This window comes from Acidovorax sp. LjRoot66 (genome assembly GCF_964253305.1).
Lineage (GTDB): Bacteria > Pseudomonadota > Gammaproteobacteria > Burkholderiales > Burkholderiaceae_C > Acidovorax.
In genome coordinates, this window is sequence record NZ_CAXUQU020000001.1 from 4,114,999 (window position 1) to 4,133,450 (window position 18,452).

Annotated in this window: 13 protein-coding genes; 4 read left to right on the plus strand and 9 right to left on the minus strand. The window is 60.1% G+C overall.

Translation table 11 applies throughout. From position 1 onward, the window contains the following. Positions 1-28: 28 nt before the first annotated feature. Both ACSQ3Y_RS19320 and ACSQ3Y_RS19325 read right to left on the minus strand, forming a co-directional pair. A complete protein-coding gene (locus ACSQ3Y_RS19320; RefSeq protein ID WP_057203067.1) occupies positions 29-208 on the minus strand; it encodes a CsbD family protein in 180 nt (59 codons plus the stop codon). 114 nt (positions 209-322) lie between these two features. Then, entirely contained in the window at positions 323-1,228 is a 906-nt protein-coding gene (locus ACSQ3Y_RS19325; protein ID WP_436178525.1) for a LysR family transcriptional regulator, read from the minus strand. A 169-nt stretch (positions 1,229-1,397) separates the two neighbouring features. Between ACSQ3Y_RS19325 and ACSQ3Y_RS19330 the strand changes: the two genes are divergently transcribed. Beyond that, complete coding sequence (locus tag ACSQ3Y_RS19330; RefSeq protein ID WP_057203068.1) at positions 1,398-2,372, plus strand: DMT family transporter; 975 nt, start codon at positions 1,398-1,400, stop codon at positions 2,370-2,372. A gap of 21 nt (positions 2,373-2,393) precedes the next feature. Here the strand turns inward: ACSQ3Y_RS19330 and ACSQ3Y_RS19335 are convergent, their stop codons facing one another. After that, positions 2,394-2,909: a MarR family winged helix-turn-helix transcriptional regulator gene (locus ACSQ3Y_RS19335; protein ID WP_057203069.1), complete on the minus strand. Its 516-nt coding sequence runs from the start codon at positions 2,907-2,909 to the stop codon at positions 2,394-2,396. A gap of 92 nt (positions 2,910-3,001) precedes the next feature. Here ACSQ3Y_RS19335 and ACSQ3Y_RS19340 point away from each other — a divergent pair, with 92 nt between their 5' ends. From ACSQ3Y_RS19340 to ACSQ3Y_RS19350, 3 genes are all read left to right on the plus strand, one after another. Then, positions 3,002-4,114: an ABC transporter substrate-binding protein gene (locus tag ACSQ3Y_RS19340; RefSeq protein ID WP_436178526.1), complete on the plus strand. Its 1,113-nt coding sequence runs from the start codon at positions 3,002-3,004 to the stop codon at positions 4,112-4,114. A 19-nt stretch (positions 4,115-4,133) separates the two neighbouring features. Further along, positions 4,134-5,108, plus strand: a complete 975-nt coding sequence (locus tag ACSQ3Y_RS19345; RefSeq protein ID WP_436178527.1) for a Bug family tripartite tricarboxylate transporter substrate binding protein — start codon at positions 4,134-4,136, stop codon at positions 5,106-5,108. A 126-nt stretch (positions 5,109-5,234) separates the two neighbouring features. Beyond that, entirely contained in the window at positions 5,235-6,011 is a 777-nt protein-coding gene (locus ACSQ3Y_RS19350) for a hypothetical protein (protein WP_057267634.1), read from the plus strand. A gap of 14 nt (positions 6,012-6,025) precedes the next feature. Here the strand turns inward: ACSQ3Y_RS19350 and ACSQ3Y_RS19355 are convergent, their stop codons facing one another. The 6 genes from ACSQ3Y_RS19355 to aceE all read right to left on the minus strand — a co-directional run bounded on the left by ACSQ3Y_RS19355 (position 6,026) and on the right by aceE (position 18,363). Beyond that, positions 6,026-6,544, minus strand: coding sequence for a DUF4274 domain-containing protein (locus ACSQ3Y_RS19355; protein WP_436178528.1), 519 nt, complete (start codon positions 6,542-6,544; stop codon positions 6,026-6,028). Between the two features lie 17 nt (positions 6,545-6,561). Continuing rightward, positions 6,562-7,761, minus strand: a complete 1,200-nt coding sequence (locus tag ACSQ3Y_RS19360) for a hypothetical protein (protein WP_436178529.1) — start codon at positions 7,759-7,761, stop codon at positions 6,562-6,564. A 122-nt stretch (positions 7,762-7,883) separates the two neighbouring features. Then, a complete protein-coding gene (locus ACSQ3Y_RS19365; RefSeq protein ID WP_436178530.1) occupies positions 7,884-11,858 on the minus strand; it encodes an NACHT domain-containing protein in 3,975 nt (1,324 codons plus the stop codon). Positions 11,859-12,097: 239 nt separating this feature from the next. Next, complete coding sequence (gene lpdA / locus ACSQ3Y_RS19370) at positions 12,098-13,936, minus strand: dihydrolipoyl dehydrogenase (protein WP_436178531.1); 1,839 nt, start codon at positions 13,934-13,936, stop codon at positions 12,098-12,100. A gap of 15 nt (positions 13,937-13,951) precedes the next feature. Further along, positions 13,952-15,628, minus strand: coding sequence for a dihydrolipoyllysine-residue acetyltransferase (aceF, locus tag ACSQ3Y_RS19375; RefSeq protein WP_436178532.1), 1,677 nt, complete (start codon positions 15,626-15,628; stop codon positions 13,952-13,954). 17 nt (positions 15,629-15,645) lie between these two features. Continuing rightward, the gene (aceE, locus tag ACSQ3Y_RS19380) at positions 15,646-18,363 is read right to left on the minus strand and encodes a pyruvate dehydrogenase (acetyl-transferring), homodimeric type (RefSeq protein ID WP_057203077.1); all 2,718 of its coding nucleotides are present in this window, start codon (positions 18,361-18,363) and stop codon (positions 15,646-15,648) included. Between the last annotated feature and the right edge of the window lie 89 nt (positions 18,364-18,452).

Consider the following 18,452-nt stretch of genomic DNA (forward strand, 5'->3'; position numbering starts at 1 on the left):
GTGCGGCAGCGGGCGCACCCGCTGGGCGTCACTTCACGGCGTCTTTGACCGCTTCCTTGGCGTCACCATAGTTCTTCTGGATGTTGCCTTCCACCTGCTTGGCGGCGCCCTTGGCTTGCTGCTCGGGGCTGTTGATCACCTCGCCGGTCTTTTGCTGAACCTTGCCAGCTGCTTCTTTCAATGCGCCCTTGACTTGATCGGTGTTCATATTGGTTCCTTGGGGTGGTAGAGCAGAGCAGGATCGCTTTGCATGGCCTCAAGGTTACGCAGGCACCTTGGCGCACGAAGCGGGCCAATGCCGATCAAAGCCGTCGGAACCCACCTACACCCCCTGGCGCGCGCCACGACTGCTGCGCAGGTGCTCGACCAGCGCGGCCGCAAAGCCCGATGGCTCTGCTCCCCTGCGCACGCAGATCTGCAGGTCGCGCCGGGCCCAGGGTTCGTCCATCTCCACGACCACCGGCAGATCGCCAACACCCGCCAGCTTGACGGCGCTGCGCGGCACCATGCCGATGCCCACACCTGCGCCCACCATGCGGCAGACGGCCTCGAAGCTGCGCACCTGGATGCGCACATCCAGGTGCCTGCCCAGAGCGGCGGCGGTATTCATCGTGAAGGTGTGGATGGCCGACCCCGCGTGCAGCATGACGAAGGCGTGGTCCAGCACCTCGGCAAAGCCGACCTGCGTACGAGACGACAGGGCATGGCCGGTGGGCACGATCAGCACCAGCCGGTCCTGCCGGTAGGGGGCCAGCTCCACGCCCGCGCTGTGGCCGCTGTCCGCCAGCACACCCACTTCGATCTCGCCACTGGCCACGGCCACCACGATCTCGGCACTGGTGCGCTCCTCCAGTGTCACGCTGACCTGCGGGTGCTGCTTGAGAAAGCCAGCCAGATCGTCCGGCAGAAAGGTGTGCGTGGCATGCGTGTTGGCCCACAGGCTCACATGGCCGCGGATGCCGGTGGCAAAGGGCGAGAGGTTGGCATGCATCTGCTCCAGGCTGGCCAGCACCTGGCGCGCATTGCGCAGCAGCGCTTCGCCGGCTCGGGTGAGTTGCACGCCGCGCGTCTGCCGCTCGAACAAGGTGGTGTGGAGTACATCTTCCAGCCGGCGCAGCCGGTGGCTGGCCGACGATGGGGCCAGGCAGGCGCGGGCAGCCCCGCGGGTAAGGTTGCATTCTTCGGCAATGGCGACAAACAGGCGCAGGTCAATGAGGTCGTAGTTCATGAACAAAGGCCCCGCCATCGTTCGGCAAAAACGAACGCAGGCTTGCGGGAATAGCAATTGTGCACCGCGACATCGTCGGGCACCATGGCCTCACCGATTTGCCCTCCCCGTATCGCATGCATGCATAACGTTCGCAGTAGCCGCATGCACCATGTCACAAGACTTCCCCATGCCTTCCTGGAAACACTGGCCCGCCGAACGCATCGGCCTGGCCCTGGCCGTTCTCGCCGCCCTGGGCTTCTCGTTCAAGGCCATCTTCGTCAAGCTGGCCTATGCCGTGCCGCAGGCCACGCCGGTCGATTCGGTCACCCTGCTCGCCCTGCGCATGGCGTTCTCGCTGCCGGTGTTTGCCTGGGTCGGCTGGCGCGCCAGCCGCAGCCTGGCATCGCTGGCCAGGCGCGACTGGCTGCTGGTCATCGCGCTGGGTCTGCTGGGCTACTACGGCGCCAGCATTCTTGACTTCATCGGCCTGCAGTACATCACGGCCAGCCTGGAGCGGTTGATTCTGTTCACCTACCCCACGCTCACCATCGTGATCGGCGTGCTCTTCATGGGCGAACGGGCATCGCGGCGCGAAATCGGCTCGCTGCTGCTGTCGTACGCGGGCATCGGGCTGGCCTTTGCGCACGACCTGCATGTGGCCGGCGATGCGCGGGCCGTGCTCATCGGCGCGGGCTTCGTCTTCGGCTCTGCCGTGTCGTACGCTTTCTACCAAGCCGGCAGCGAGCCGGCCATCCGCACCCTGGGCGCAGCGCGCTTCACCGCGCTGGCCATGCTGGTGTCCACCGTGGCCACGCTGGCCCACTTCATCGCGACCCAGCCGGTCGCGGCTTTGGCGCAGCCCGCGCCCGTGTACCTGCATGCCCTGGGCATGGCCGTCTTCTCCACCGTGCTGCCGGTGTTCATGACCTCCGCCGCCATCCGCCGCATCGGCGCCGCCCGCACCGCGCTGATCGGCAACCTGGGGCCCATGCTGACGATCTTCTTCGGCTGCTGGCTGCTGAACGAACCGCTGTCCTGGTGGCAGATGGCGGGCGCCGGGCTGGTGCTGGCGGGGGTGCTGCTGGTCAGCAAGCGCAGCAAGCCGGCGGATTCCGCCGCTGCAGTGGCGCCTTGGGGCCCGGCGGCGGGCAAGCCTGGCTGACGCCCCGCCCTGCCTGCAGTCCTATGCAAAGTCGTCATCAGGGCTGCGCCGCCCGCGCTGGCGGTCCGCACCCACATCCAGCACGATGGAGCTGTTCACCACCTCGGCGTGGCGCGTGAGCACCGACAGGATCTGATCCAGCGCCTTGACCTGCCCTGCATCGAGCACCGACACCACCCCCCGATTGATGTCGGCGATCTGCGGAAACAGCTCCTTGTGCAGCGCCACGCCTTCGCGGGTGGCTGCAATGAGCGCGAACCGGCGGTCGCCACTCTGCACCTCGCGGCGCACCAGCCGCTTCCTGGCCAGTGCCGCGATGACGCGCGACGCGCGGGCCGGGTCCAGGTGCGCCAATTCGCTCAGGCGCGACGGCGATACGGGGCCGCCGTCGACCACCAGGCACAGCAGGCGGAATTCGCGCCGTGTCACACCGTAGCGCCCTTCGCACAGGCGCACGACAGGTGCGCCCGCCAGTGCGAACAGCCGCAGCAATCGATAATTCACGAAATCGTCCGGCACACGGGGATTGCGCAACATCAGGGAATGTCTCCTCTTTTCTTCATTAGATGAACCATCGGCTGAGGCCTAAGAATTCTCTGCAGAGTTCTCTATGCCGTTGGAGTCAGCCCTTGCCCATTCGTACCCTCATCTTCTTCGCGGCCCTTCAGGTGGCCACTGCCCATGCGGACATCGTCATCGCCCAGGTATCGCCCACCAAGGGCCCGCTGGCCGTGACGGCCGTGGGCAACTACGAGGGGGCCGCAGCGTATTTCAACACCGTGAATGCCAAGGGCGGTGTCAACGGGCAGAAGATCCGCTTCGTGCACGAAGACGACCAGTACAAGCCCGAGGATACCGTGCGCTTGGTCGAGATGATCGCCACGCGCGACAAGCCGCTGGCCTTCATCAACCTGTTCGGCTCGGCCAATGTGCTGGCACTTCAGTCCAGCAAGGTGCTCGACCGCGTGAAGATCCCGGCCGTGGGCGCAACCCCGGGCGCGGAGGCCATGCGCAACCCCGGCAGCCCGTGGATCTTCCACGTGAGCGCGGGCGACCGCGCGCAGATCCGCCACATCCTGCAGCACCTGTCCACGCTCGGTATCCGCAAGGTGTCGGTCGCCCACCAAGACAACCCCATGGGCAAGAGCGGCCTGGGCCACTTCAATGAAGCGGCTGCACAGCTCAAGCTCGAGGTCGTCGGCCGCGTGCCCGTGCCGCCGGTCGGGGAGCAGCTCGCGGCCACGGCCAAACAGCTGCAGGCAACAGGCGCGCAGGCCTATGTGATGGTGCTGGTGCGCAACAGCGGCGCGGCGCTGGTTCGCGACGTGCGTGCAGCCTCTGACCGCACGCCGATCTATGGCATGTCCTACGTGCCGGCAGAAGCCATCATTGAAAAGACGCCACTGGAATCGGCCATCGGCGTGGGGGTGGCGCAGGTGCTGCCCAATGCCTCTGCCGACAAGACCCGCCTGACGCGGGACTTCCGTGCCGCAATGCGCATCCACTATCCGAAATCCGAGCCGTCCAACCCGCACCTGACCGGCTACGTGGCCGCCCAGGTCGCAGTGGAGGCCATCTCTCGCGCTGGCGCATCCCCCACGCCCGAGAAGGTAACGGCCGCGCTGCGTCAGTTGCGCATGGACCTGGGGGGCCTGCCGCTCGATTTCACCGATGGCCAGAACATCGGCACGCAGTGGGTGGACATCGGCGTCGTGAACCGCCGCGGCCAGCTGATGTACTGAGCTTCGACAAGGAGTAACCATGGGCATTTTCAAGACGATCCGCAGCGCCGGTGCCATCGGCCTCATTGCGCTGGCGCCCTGCGCCGCGCTGGCACAGGCCTGGCCCGCCGGACCCGTGCGCCTTTTCGTGGGCTCGCCGCCCGGCGCCCCGTCGGACATCACGGCGCGGCTGTTCGCCGACCAACTGGGCAAGCTGGTCAAGCAACCCGTGATCGTGGACAACCGCCCCGGTGCCGGCAACAACCTGGCCGCCATCGCGGCAGCCAAGGCGGAACCCGACGGCGCCACCCTGGTCCTCAGCCCGGACACCGTGCTCACGGTCAACCCGCATATCTACAAGAACCGCGATTTCGATCCCAAGGCCGATCTGGTGAACGTTTCCATCATCGGCAGCTTTTCGCAGATGCTGGTGTGCCACCCTTCGGTGGGTGTGAAGACGGTCAGCGAATTGGTGGCCAAGAGCAAGACCGAGCGCATCCTCTACGGATCCGGTGGACCGGGGGTGCCCGGGCACCTGGCGACCGAAATGTTCCTGGATGCGGCGCACGCACGCATGGAGCACATCCCCTACCGCGGGCCCGCGCCCGCTACGCAGGCGGTGCTGGCCGGCGAAGTGCAATGCGGCTTCCTCGCCACGCCCACCGTGCTGCCGCATGTGCGGGCCGGCAAGCTCACGGCACTGGCCGTCTCCTCGGCCACGCCATCGCCGCTGGCGCCCGAAGTTCCCACGCTGGCCCAGGCCCTGAAGCAGCCAGGCCTGGACGTGAGCTTCCGGCTGGTGCTGCAGGCCCCCAAGGGCACGCCGCCCGCCGTCATCGCCGAACTGGCGAAACGGGCGCAGGAGGTGATGAAACTGGCGGAGGTGCGTGCCAAGCTGCAAAAGAGCGATGTGACGGCCCTGGGGACCACCAGCGCGCAGGCGCAGACGACGCTGACCCAGGAAATGGCCCGTTGGGAACCCGTTGTGAAGCGCCTGGGGCTGACGGCCGATTGAGAACCGGGGGGGGTGACGACCTGCGCCCTTCGCAAAGCATCCATGGGGCTGGCTGGGGCGCCGGCCTACAGGGCGGCAGCCGGCTTGCCTTTAGGATGGGCGCACCGTTCGCCCTCAGCTTTCCGCATGCGCAACCTTCTCGACTTCACCTCCTGGTCCACCCTGCTCACCACACTGATGGGCCTGCTGTTGGCCACCCTGGTCATGGTGGGCACGCGCCTGGTGTTCATGCAGACCATCCAGAAGCGCCGCGAGCGCGAGAACCGGCAGATCAACGAACGGCTCAAGACGCTGATCGCTGCGTACAAGACACTGGGTGGATCCTTCACCGGGCAGTTGCAGGTGCACCCCACGCACATGCGCGACCTGCGGCGCCAGCAGGTGCATGACAGTGCCGTGCAGATGGCGATGGCCACCCCACAGGAAACCGATGCATCCGAAGCGGAGGAATCGGACCTGCCCTCTCCGACCCTCACCAGCACCGAACGCCAGCGCCGCATGCGCGATGCGGTGGAGGCCGCCCTGTCCGACGTGATCCTGCTCGGCACCGAGGAACAGGTGGAACTGGCCGCCAAGGCCGCGCAGGACATGGTGGCCGGCCGCAGCATCGAGACCGCGCAGCTGGTCGTGTCGCTGCGCCACTTCATACGCTCGGCGCTGGACCTGGAGCCCATCCCGGCTGCAGTGACCATACCCAACCAGGGCCCTCTGCGCCCGGCCGCAAGTGGCGGGGCGGCGGGCAAGCGAGCGGGAGGCGCAGGCAATGCCGAGGCCGGCGGCGGGCGTGGAGGGGGTGCAGGCGGTGGAGGCTCCGGCGGGGCCGGCATGGGCGGCATGGCCCTGGGTGTCGGGGTGGGCTCACACCGCGCAGACAGCGACACAATCGAAGGCCCGGGACGCTGAACCGGAGGACGTTGTCAGTCTTCGTTCTCCTCGAACAACGCATACAGCGCCACCGCCACGCTCAGTGGGAGCCCTTCGTCAAAGCCCTCCGGGTCTTCGGAGACCTCGACCAACTCGCTGCCGTTGACCGGCTCCAGCATGATGGCTGGCACAGGCCGCACCACCGGCACCTTGGGGTAGTCATCGGGCCGGCCGCCTTCGGAGGTGTGCGGGTCGAACCAGATATTGCCGGCTTGATAAAAACCCTCCGCATAGCGCTCCTCGATCAGGCGCAGCAGCGTGAAGGTTTCGGGGCTCAACGCCTGGTCCGCCGAGGTGAATTGCACATGCCAGGCAGCCCCCAGGTACCAGTAGATGAGCAATGCAGTGCCCCGGTCCAGCGTGGGCTGGTCGAGCAGCCAGCGCAGGGCCTGCTTGTTGCCGTCGTAGTTGGAGCGCGCGGCGAACACATGCCATGCAGCGGGAGAGGCATCGGCCAGGTAGGCGTGCACCAGGTTCCAGGCGCGGGCTTCAATGTCGTTGTCGGAAATCATGCAAAAAGTTGGCTGGATCAGGCGCCCAGCACAGGAGGCCGCTCGATCAGGCTTTGGAGAATCGCGTCGAACAAGGCATTGCCATCGTTGCCGCTGACGGGCTTCCACTGCACGTGCTGCGTCACGCGCTGGCGGTGGCGCAGGGTTTCAATCCACACCTCGCGCAGGGGGGTCTTGCAGTGCAGTGCCAGCACCAGCAGGGCCATCTGCTCCTGCAGGGTGAACAGGCCGTGCACTCCGCTCTCACCGTCCTTGAGCACGCGGCTGACCTGGTCGACCGAGAGCAGCAGCTTGCCCAGGGCCGCCATGTCCTTGGGCGCATCCTGCCAGAGGATGGCGCGCTCGGCGGCCCAGAAGGCCAGGGCCTTGGCATAGTCGCCCAGGTCGTGCTCGCTGCGCAGATCGTTCTGGCCCAGACGCGGGTTGCGGTGCCAGGGAATCTGCTGAAAATCGTTCAGGCTGCGTTCGTAGTCGGGGATGAAGGCCTTGATGCGGCTGCGCAGTTCTGGCCCGCCGATCTCGTCCAGGCGCGCCAGCCAGGCCTCGCGCACGCTGGGCAGCCACCAGTTCACGGAGCAATGGATGTACTGCCGGTCATGTTCCGGCTGCACCTGTATGAAAAATGCCTGCACCGTGGGGCCATGGCTGCGCTGCACCAGGCGCGCGCGTGAGTTCACCGGATGGGGGTGCACCTCGAAACCCAGCGGCGCGAGCCGCTCCATCAGCGCGCCGCACAGCACATCCAGGCTGTGGGGTACCCGCGCCGGGGCAAAGCTGCCGGGCGCTGCCTGCACCTTGGGCGGCTCCACCCGCAGGGAACGCTCGGCAAAGGGCTCGACCGTGCCGTTGGCGTAGACCACCTGGCGGTCCAGCCGGTACAGCGCTGCACTCTGTGGCTCGAACAATTGCAGCCCGGCATCAGCCGCCACATGGCCCAGGGTGGACAGGACGGTGGCATCCAGCGCCTGCACATCCACACCCAGATTGAGGGGCCAGTGGTCCAGCGGGCCGAACGGCAGGCCCTCGGTCCAGATCAGGGGCTGGTCCACACCGTTGGCACCGGCTGCCGGCGGGTAGTAGCACTGCACCTCGCGCAAAAACTGCTCGAGCATGGCCACGACCCGAGGCGTGGCCGCCTGGTCGCGCTTGCACGCGGCCACGGCGGTGGGCACGTCGGTGGCCGTGATGCGGTCGAAGATCTGGACGATGGTGCTCATGGAAGCAACGATAGAGGATCGGCTCATAAGCCACAAGCCACAAGCCACGTTATTGCCTCGGATACCTTAGAAGTTGCACTTTCAACCTAGCCGGCTAAATGAAAACCTTCCCCCAGCTCCAATTATTCATCAAGCCATTTTTGCAGACTATTTGATTTCTGAACAGGGGAATAAGACACTTCTCGCCAAACGCCTAACACTTTAGCAATGGCATAACGAATTTCAATTTTTTCTCGCGCAATTAGCAATAACTCAGTGACAAGAGAAATTGCACCTTCCGAATTTTCATTAATCTCATTTATCATTAATTCACACAGTCCATTTACATACCATGTCGATGTTGTCGAATTAACAAAATTTTTAATTTCAGAAATATTGCTTATTGCAACCAAAAGTCTCCTCCTAAATTCATGCGGATCTCCGCAAACAATATATAATAATTGAGCGGAGGCTCTGTAGTCCGCAGAGTACTTATGGTTGTTAATCATTTTTTGCAGCTTTTCTCTTGAAAGCTGGAAACCACTAAGAAAGGTAGATAATTTTCTTTTTCTTTCAGCCCAATCTCCATCAGATTGGGAAATCTGAAAAGAGGTCACCCCCTTCGCCAATAGACAAACCATTTCATCTTCATCTTCATTTAATGGAAAGGGAATAAGCTCATCGACACCGAAGACCTCATCATCAGGTCGACTCTGAGCGACAAGAGTAAGATTTTTTAATTTATTAAAAATATCAATATTTTCCACATAGAATTTGCCCCAATGAAGGAAATACATTTTTGCAAAACGACTGGAACTCGTTAAAGCATTTTCGATCAATTTCAAATTTTCTTCATTCTGCTCCTTCGTCACGCCAAAAGACTCCACGCCATTGTTTGGAAAAAGAAGACTCAGCGCAATAAATGGGAAATGCTCAAATAATTTCAGCCATCCTTCTCTATCGTTGCCAGATGCACCTTGAATAAAAATTCCACCAATAACAAAGGCTGGCCATTTTTTTAAATTCTCCAAATTAAAGAAATCATCAAAACTCACAGAATCCAATGAACGAAGATGAGAGCAATCATACGGATAATAAAAATGCGCACCTCTGCATGGAAAAAGCCCAATCAACCAATCGGGGACGGCCGATAACAATCGATCGTTTTCCACGGGAATTAGTATCAGCACATCTTTAAAATTATCGAAATTTATATTTCTAGAAAATCTAATTATTGAAATAATAAGCTTGATAACTCCAGCTGAATCATACGCCTCATCATCGATCCATGCACCCTCAACCTTCAGCGGCAATGATCCAGTTATCAAATTGTGTTTAAGGCGAGAAGCCTTTACAATTCCAAAGTGCTCGGGAGGAAACAAATTTTCATCCTCATCTGCAGACTCCTCAAAAACAGCATGAATTAGTTTCGCCAGCTTTTCATCTAGGCCTATTTTTTCAGCGGCCGCAGGTATTTTTTCAAATTGCTCTTTTAAGATAGATGTAAGCTCCGTCTTGCCTTCTAATGACAATCCATCCCAATCAGACTCAGAATTGGCAATTGAAAGTATTGAAACCACCACCCACAAACTCAAATGCTGGGCATATTTTGAGCGATATTTACCATAATCAGGCACACTCCAAGCAGTTAATGCCTCACGCTGATAAGAAGCAGGCAAACCTCGAAATTTTTGAACAAGCTTTAAAAAAAGAGGGTGTTCGTCAGGCAGTAACCAACCTAGCAAAATAATTGCGCCTATTGATTCGAAAAAATTAGCTTCAGCAACTTTTTCATACAATATGCTTATAAGCCAGGCTTTTGAATTCGGTGCACGAACATTTTTAAGAGCACTAAAAAGATCGACATCTATAAGACCGCCAACAGGCTCGAAAAGAGATTTAAATTTTAGGCGATCTCGCTTATCTTGCTCCAAAACACCTTCAATAAGCAATCTAATTCCTAAGACCGTACCTCTCGCCATTTTTCTATAAAATATTCGACCTTCCCCATCCTGCCCTCCTTCATTTAGCCTCTCAAGCACTTTCAAAACTACTGACAATTCCGTCGTTCTTCTATTTTCTACCAAGGCGCTCAAAAGAAAATGCATGACCTCAAGCCAATGCGAATCCCCTCCCACAGTTTCAACTCTACTTTCCAATACTTCTGGAGAGACCGCATCATATAAAAATTCCGCAGCAAAAAATTCCTGAAGTTGCCTTATATCAAATCTTACGTGCTCCCCATTCTCAGGAGTACTAACTAATACGAGTCGTTCCGTCATTGCCTCCATAACTACATCCACGGTGTTTTTTGTATTTTCATCAGATAGCTTTTCAACCACTTGAGTTACAAGTATACGAAATTCATCTTTACTCAATGTGGTTTGAGCCCCATCGCTTCTCTCCGCTCGAGCGTGCAAAACGAAACCAAGCCGCGTATGAACCGTACGCAAAAGCCTATCGTCTTCTCTCAATAGTTTTGAAATTCTTGCATTATGAACATTTTTTAAGCTCTCGCGCTTCTTCATAATTTGGTAGAAATTTTCAAATAGCGCCCATCTTAACTCTGGAGGACGCCCTCCATCCCTAACCACAACAGCCATAATGTGCGCCTGCAACGGCGTAGTCATTAGCTGACGAACACTTTGCGAAGCTGCTGCTGATGTTAACAGTTCAAGTGAACGAGTGCCCTCATCTTCACTACGGTCATATCTCACCACTGGCGCTGCACATTTAATTGCAGTATCCAATTCAAGCTTCTTAAGATTTAAAACCGGACCATCCAATGCTGAGAACTGACCGGAGTAACCTTGTGGTCGAGAAGTGCACAATACCAAAACATCGGAATCATCGTGAATTAATGTTTCATTCACAAAATTTGTCACTTCATCAGCAACCAAATCCTTAACATCGTTAGGAACTTCATCTAGCCCGTCGAAAAGTACAAACCAACTCTGAATTGCAATGGCTTTCCTTAGCGTAGACGACAACACTGTTTGGTCAACTTTGACTGATATTCTATTAGCCAAATAACTCAAAACCCCTCGGGCTTCATTATCATTTTTTTGCCCAAACCAGTGAGCGTACTCTTTTAACTCAATGAATATTGGTATTCTTGGGGCAGCGGGCCACGCTCCAATTTTCTTCGCCTCCACCTCGACTTCCAATGCAAATCTTTTAACCTTTTCTACCACGAAAGGGGCATTATCTGACAAAAGAAGTGCCGCGCGTTGTATTTGGCTAAAGTACTGCCCCACGGTTGATTTCCCCTGTCCTGGCCCACCTTTTAGCAAAGCTACCCGGGCATTTTGTGGGTTTTTATTCCAATCTCTCCATACTGACGAATGTTTACTTACGATTGAATGTCTTTGAGGCTGCGCAGCCGCGCGGCACAAATGATCGAGAGCCATTCCTTCAAGCTCTTTTCCTTCAACAGAAAAAGGCAAATCAATGAATAAATGATGAACTCCTGGGCGAGTGTCTGCAGAGGATCCTGCTTGATCGAGTTTGGTGTAAATTTGCTCAGAGAACTGAGTTGCAATTAAATATCGAATGACCGTCTCAAGTGACGCACTTTGATCCAAAAGATTTGAATACAATTGCGCAATTATTTGACCTGGCGTTATAAAATGGGCATATTGACGCGCAATATCTGGATAATTACTAAGAAATCCAAGTATCTTAGCACCACCCCAGATAGAAAAATTGACCCCACTAGCAGCAGAAGAAACCATTTTTACTATTGCATCATAGCTTCCAGTATTAGGCTTTCCACTCGGGTCTATGTTAGTTGCAATAATCCAATTGTTTGGCCAAACTCTATCGCCATTAGAATTATTAAATGACTCTATCTCAACTCGAACTTTTTCTATCAACCATTTATGTGGATCAGTCGAAAGATGTGGTGAGTGGAACTTTGATTGGATATACCACATTCCTTTCCAGCGCTCTGAAGAAGACGGGTAAAGAGCTTCGCCTTGAAAAATCCCATCACGGCCTCCATCAGCTCCAGGACCAAAACCCGAAGAGCCAGCACCAAGAACTTTCAATGCAAGAAGATTGACTAAGTTCTCAAACGCATATGGATCAAGTCTGCTCAGTTCATATGAATTAACCATCGCAAATTCTCCTATTAATTAGATTTAACGCCGCATAAGATTCATCTCGCATTGCCCGGGGCAGCATGAATTCACATATTTTTTAACATAGCGAAATATTTTTTACAAACAAAAAATTACACCTATGCAAGGTTTTTAAAAGCTTACAGAAAATAAAGCAGCGCGCTTAAGATTTAAAACTCAATTAAAAAAAGCCGCGCAGGCCCGAAGGCATGCGCGGCTTTGCTTGAGCAGCTTGTTTACTTCTTCTGCGGCGGCACATCCGTGCAGCTACCGTGCGCAATCTCCGCCGCCATGCCGATGCTTTCTCCCAGCGTGGGGTGCGGGTGGATGGTCTTGCCGATGTCCACCGCGTCCGCGCCCATCTCGATGGCCAGCGCGATCTCGCCGATCATGTCGCCGGCGTGGGTGCCCACGATCCCGCCGCCCAGGATCTTGCCGTGGCCATGGGCCTCGGGGCTGTCGTCGAACAGGAGCTTGGTGTAGCCCTCGTCGCGGCCGTTGGCGATGGCGCGGCCCGAGGCCGTCCACGGGAACAGGCCCTTCTTGACCTTGATGCCCTGGGCCTTGGCCTGGTCTTCGGTGAGGCCCACCCATGCCACTTCGGGGTCGGTGTAGGCGACGCTCGGGATCACGCGGGCGTTGAAGGCGGCGCTGGCCAGCTCCTTGTTGCCCTGGATCTCGCCAGCGATGACTTCCGCCGCCACATGCGCTTCGTGCACCGCTTTGTGCGCCAACATGGGCTGGCCCACGATGTCGCCGATGGCGAAGATGTGCGGCACGTTGGTGCGCATCTGGATGTCGACGTTGATGAAGCCGCGGTCGGTGACCGAGACGCCTGCCTTGTCGGCAGCGATCTTCTTGCCGTTGGGGGTGCGGCCCACGGCCTGGAGCACCAGGTCATAGACCTGGGGAGCCGGCGCGGTGCCGCCCTCTTCCGCCGCGGCAAACGTCACCTCGATGCCTTCGGGCGTGGCCTTGGCCCCCACCGTCTTGGTCTTGAGCATGATGTTGTCGAAGCGCTTGGCGTTCATCTTCTGCCAGACCTTGACGAGGTCGCGGTCTGCGCCCTGCATCAGGCCGTCCATCATTTCCACCACATCAAGGCGCGCGCCCAGGGTGCTGTACACAGTGCCCATTTCCAGGCCGATGATGCCGCCGCCCAGGATGAGCATGCGTTTGGGCACTTCCTTCAACTCCAGCGCGCCGGTGGAATCCACCACGCGCGGATCGTCGGGCATGAAGGGCAGGCGCACGGCCTGGCTGCCGGCGGCGATGATGGCGTTCTTGAAGGCGATGACCTTCTTGGTGCCCGTCTTCTCCTGGCCGGTGGCGCCGCTGGTTTCTTCCACTTCGAGGTGGTGGGCACCGACGAACTGGCCCAGGCCGCGCACGGTGGTGACCTTGCGCATCTTGGCCATGGCGGCCAGGCCGCCGGTCAGCTTGCCGATGACCTTTTCCTTGTGACCGCGCAGCTTGTCGATGTCCAGGGTGGGATCGCCGAAGCTCACGCCCAGGTCGGCCATGTGGCTCACTTCGTCCATGACAGCCGCCACGTGCAGCAGTGCCTTGGAGGGGATGCAACCCACGTTCAGGCAAACGCCGCCCAGGGTGGCGTAGCGCTCGACCAGCACGACCTTCAGGCCGAGATCTGCCGCGCGAAACGCTGCGCTGTAGCCGCCGGGGCCGGCGCCGAGCACGAGCAGGTCGCACTCGAAGTCGGCCGTGCCTCCAAAGCTTGATGCCTGGGGTGCGGGTGCGGCAGGGGTTGCCGAGGCGGCCGGAGCCGGGGCTGCTGCTGCAGGCGCAGCCGCCGGTGCGGGAGCGGCGGCACCTGCGTCCGCTGCCTCCAGCGTCAGCACCACGGCGCCTTGCGCGACCTTGTCACCGATCTTGACCTTGAGCTCCTTGACCACGCCAGCGTGGCTGGAGGGGATCTCCATGGAGGCCTTGTCGGACTCCACGGTGATCAGGCTCTGCTCGGCCTTGATGGTGTCGCCGGGCTTGACCAGCACTTCGATGACGCCGACTTCGTCGAAGTCGCCGATGTCCGGAACCTTGATATCAATGATTGCCATACCAGGGTCTCCTCGTTACAGCAGGATGCGGCGGTAGTCCGCCAGCACCTGGCCCAGATAGGCATTGAAGCGCGCAGCGCTGGCACCGTCGATCACGCGGTGGTCGTACGACAGCGACAGCGGCAGCACCAGGCGCGGCACGAACTGCTTGCCGTCCCACACCGGCTTCATCTGGCCTTTGGACAGGCCCAGGATGGCCACTTCGGGCGCGTTGATGATGGGGGTGAAGTGCGTGCCGCCAATGCCGCCCAGCGAGCTGATGGACATGCAGCCGCCCTGCATGTCGGCCGAGCCGAGCTTGCCGTCGCGGGCCTTCTTGGCGAGGTCTCCCATTTCCGTGCTGATCTGCATGATGCCCTTCTTGTCGGCATCCTTGAGCACGGGCACCACCAGGCCATTGGGCGTGTCCGCCGCAAAGCCGATGTTGTAGTACTGCTTGTAGACCAGGGTGTCGCCGTCCAGGCTGGTGTTGAACTCGGGGAACTTCTTGAGCGCGGCCACCACGGCCTTGATCACGAAGGCCAGCATGGTCACCTTGACGCCGCTCTTCTCGTTCTCCTTGTTGGTGGAGACGCGGAAGGCTTCGAGCTCGGTGATGTCGGCCTCGTCGTTGTTGGTGACGTGGGGGATCATCACCCAGTTGCGGTGCAGGTTGGCGCCGCTGATCTTCTTGATGCGCGAGAGGTCCTTGCGCTCGACGGCGCCGAACTTGCTGAAGTCGACCTTGGGCCATGGCAGCAGGTCCAGGCCTGCGCCGGAACCACCACCGCCGCCTGCAGGCGCCTTGGCCGCCTGGGCCTTGGTCTGGGTGGCGCCGCTCATCACCTGTTTGGTGAAGGCCTGCACGTCGTCCTGGCTGATGCGGCCCTTGGTGCCGGTGCCCTTGACTTCTCCAAGCGGCACACCGAGTTCGCGGGCGAACTTGCGCACGGAGGGTGAGGCGTGGGGCAGGCCCGTGGTCGGGGCGCCTGGCTGGTGGGCCGGCACTGCAACAGCGGCAGCTGCAGGGGCTGGGGCTGGGGCCGCTGCGGCCTGCGCCGGCGCTGGCGTTGCAGCAGCAGGTGCAGCGGCGGGTGCCGGTGCGGGCGCGGCTGCAACCGGGGCAGCGCCTTCGAGCACGGCGATCAGGTCGCCGATGTTCACGGTGTCGCCGATCTTGACCTTGAGTTCCTTGAGCACGCCGGCGGCGGGCGAAGGAATCTCCATGGAGGCCTTGTCGGATTCGACGGTAAAGAGCGACTGCTCAAGCTTGATGGTGTCACCCACCTTAACCAGCATCTCGATGACGGCCACGTCCTTGAAGTCGCCGATGTCGGGCACGCGCACTTCCACCGGGCCCGAAGCTGCTGCAGGGGCGGCCGCCGCTGGGGCGGGCGCTGCAGCGGCAGGGGCCGGTGCGGGGGACGCGGCGGCTGGCGCGGGTGCAGCAGCAGCGGGAGGCGCGGCCGCTTCGCCCGCCACTTCCAGCGTGAGCACCACGGAGCCCTGCTGGATCTTGTCGCCGATGGCGACCTTGACCTCTTTGACCACGCCAGCGTGGCTCGACGGGATCTCCATCGAGGCCTTGTCGGATTCGACCGTGATCAGCGACTGCTCGGCCTTGACCGTGTCGCCGGGTTTGACCAGCAATTCGATCACGCCGACTTCGTCGAAGTCTCCGATGTCCGGAACTTGAATGTCTACCAATGCCATTGTTGTCTCCGGTTCTTTTAAGCGTACAGCGGGTTGACCTTGTCGGCCTGGATGTTGTACTTGGCGATGGCCTCGGCCACCTTGGCTGCGGGCACCTTGCCTTCTTCGGACAGCGCCTTCAGGGCCGCGACGACAATGTAGTGGCGGTTGATCTCGAAGTGCTCACGCAGCTTGCTGCGGAAGTCGCTGCGGCCAAAGCCGTCGGTACCGAGCACCTTGTAGGTGCGACCGGCAGGGATGAACGAGCGGATCTGGTCCGCATAGTTCTTCATGTAGTCGGTGGAGGCGACCACGGGGCCCGCGGTCTTGCCCAGTTGCTCGGCCACAAAGGAGACACGTGGCGTTTCGGTCGGGTGCAGCAGGTTCCAGCGCTCCACGTCCTGGCCGTCGCGGGCCAGTTCGTTGAAGCTCGGGCAGCTCCAGATGCCGGCGGCCACGCCCCAGTCCTTTTCCAGCAGTTCCTGGGCAAAGAAAGATTCGCGCAGGATGGTGCCGCTGCCCAGCAGTTGCACGGTGGGTGCATCGGCGGCCAGGGCGGGCGCCTGCTTGCACAGGTACATGCCCTTGATGATCTGCTCTTCCGTGCCGGGCTGCAGGCCGGGCATGGGGTAGTTCTCGTTGAGCAGCGTGATGTAGTAGAAGACGTTTTCCTGGCGCTCGACCATGCGCTTCAAGCCATGGTGCATGATCACGCCGACTTCGTGGGCGAAGGTCGGGTCGTAGCTCACGCAGTTGGGGATGGTGCCGGCCAGGATGTGGCTGTGGCCGTCTTCGTGCTGCAGGCCTTCGCCGTTGAGCGTGGTGCGCCCGGAGGTGCCGCCCAGCAGGAAGCCGCGGGCCTGCATGTCGCCCGCTGCCCAGGCCAGGTCGCCGATGCGCTGGAAGCCGAACATCGAGTAGTACACGTAGAACGGGATCATGATCCGGTTGTTGGTGCTGTAGCTGGTGGCGGCTGCGATCCAGCTGGCCATGCCGCCGGCTTCGTTGATGCCTTCCTGCAGGATCTGGCCGGCCTTGTCTTCACGGTAGTACATCACCTGGTCGCGGTCGACCGGGGTGTACAGCTGGCCCTTGGGGTTGTAGATGCCGATCTGGCGGAACAGGCCTTCCATGCCGAAGGTGCGGGCCTCGTCCACCAGGATGGGCACCACGCGCGGGCCCAGGGCCTGGTCGCGCAGCAGCTGCGTGATGAAGCGCACGTAGGCCTGGGTGGTGGAGATCTCGCGGCCTTCGGCCGTGGGTTCGAGCACTGCCTTGAAGGTGTCGAGCGAGGGCACGGTGAAGCTCTCTTCGGCCTTGGGCAGGCGCTTGGGCAGGTAGCCGCCCAGGGCCCTGCGGCGCTCTTGCAGGTACTGCATTTCCGGCGTGTCGTCGGCTGGCTTGTAGTACGGGATGTCGGCCAGCTGGCTGTCCGGGATCGGGATGCTGAAGCGGTCGCGGATGTACTTGATGTCCTCGTCCGAGAGCTTCTTGGTCTGGTGCACGGTGTTCTTGCCCTCACCGGCCTTGCCCATGCCGTAGCCCTTGACGGTCTTGACCAGCAGCACGGTGGGCTGGTTCTTGTGCGCGTTGGCAGCGTGGAAGGCGGCGTAGACCTTGGCGGGCTCATGGCCACCACGGCGCAGCTCGAAGATCTCGTCGTCGGTCATGTGCTCGACGAGCTTAAGCGTCTCGGGATGGCGGCCGAAGAAGTTCTTGCGCACGAAGGCGCCGTCATTGGCCTTCATGGCCTGGTAGTCGCCGTCCAGCGTCTCCATCATCAGTTGCTTGAGCTTGCCGGTCTTGTCGCGGGCCAGCAGGGTGTCCCAGCCATTGCCCCACAGCAGTTTGATGACGTTCCAGCCGCTGCCGCGGAACTCGCTTTCGAGCTCCTGCACGATCTTGCCGTTGCCGCGCACCGGGCCGTCCAGGCGCTGCAGGTTGCAGTTGATCACGAAGACCAGGTTGTCCAGGTTTTCACGCGCGGCCAGGCCGATGGCGCCCAGCGATTCGGGTTCGTCCATCTCGCCGTCGCCGCAGAACACCCAGACCTTGCGGTTTTCGGTGTTGGCGATGCCACGGGCGTGCAGGTACTTGAGAAAGCGCGCCTGGTAGATGGCCATCAGCGGGCCCAGACCCATCGACACCGTGGGGAACTGCCAGAACTCGGGCATCAGCTTGGGATGCGGGTAGCTCGACAGGCCCTTGCCATCCACTTCCTGGCGGAAGCTGTCGAGCTGCTCTTCGTTCAGGCGGCCTTCGAGGTAGGCGCGGGCGTAGATGCCGGGCGAGCTGTGGCCCTGGATGTACAGCAGGTCGCCGCCATGGTCTTCGCTGGCCGCATGCCAGAAATGGTTGAAGCCGGCGCCGAACATGCTGGCCACCGATGCGAACGAGCCGATGTGGCCGCCCAGGTCGCCGCCGTCGGCGGGGTTCAGGCGGTTGGCGCGCACGACCATGGCCATGGCGTTCCAGCGCATGTAGGCGCGCAGGCGCTTTTCAATGGCGATGTTGCCGGGGCAATGGGCCTCCTGATCCGCCTCGATGGTGTTCACGTAGGCCGTATTGGCCGAGAACGGCATGTCGATGCTGCTCTGGCGCGCGTGCTCGAGAAGCTGTTCCAGCAGGAAATGGGCACGCTCGGGGCCCTCTTTGTCGATCACGGCGGACAGCGCATCCATCCATTCGCGGGTTTCCTGCTGATCGACGTCGGTACCGAGGCCAAAAGCGGCCTGAGGGTCGGGCTGAGCTGACATGCTTTGTCTCCTATAGGTGTGGCAGCAATTTAGAACACTGCCCCTAGTTTCGCACAACTTTTTGCGAATTTCAAATGGTGCCCATTGAT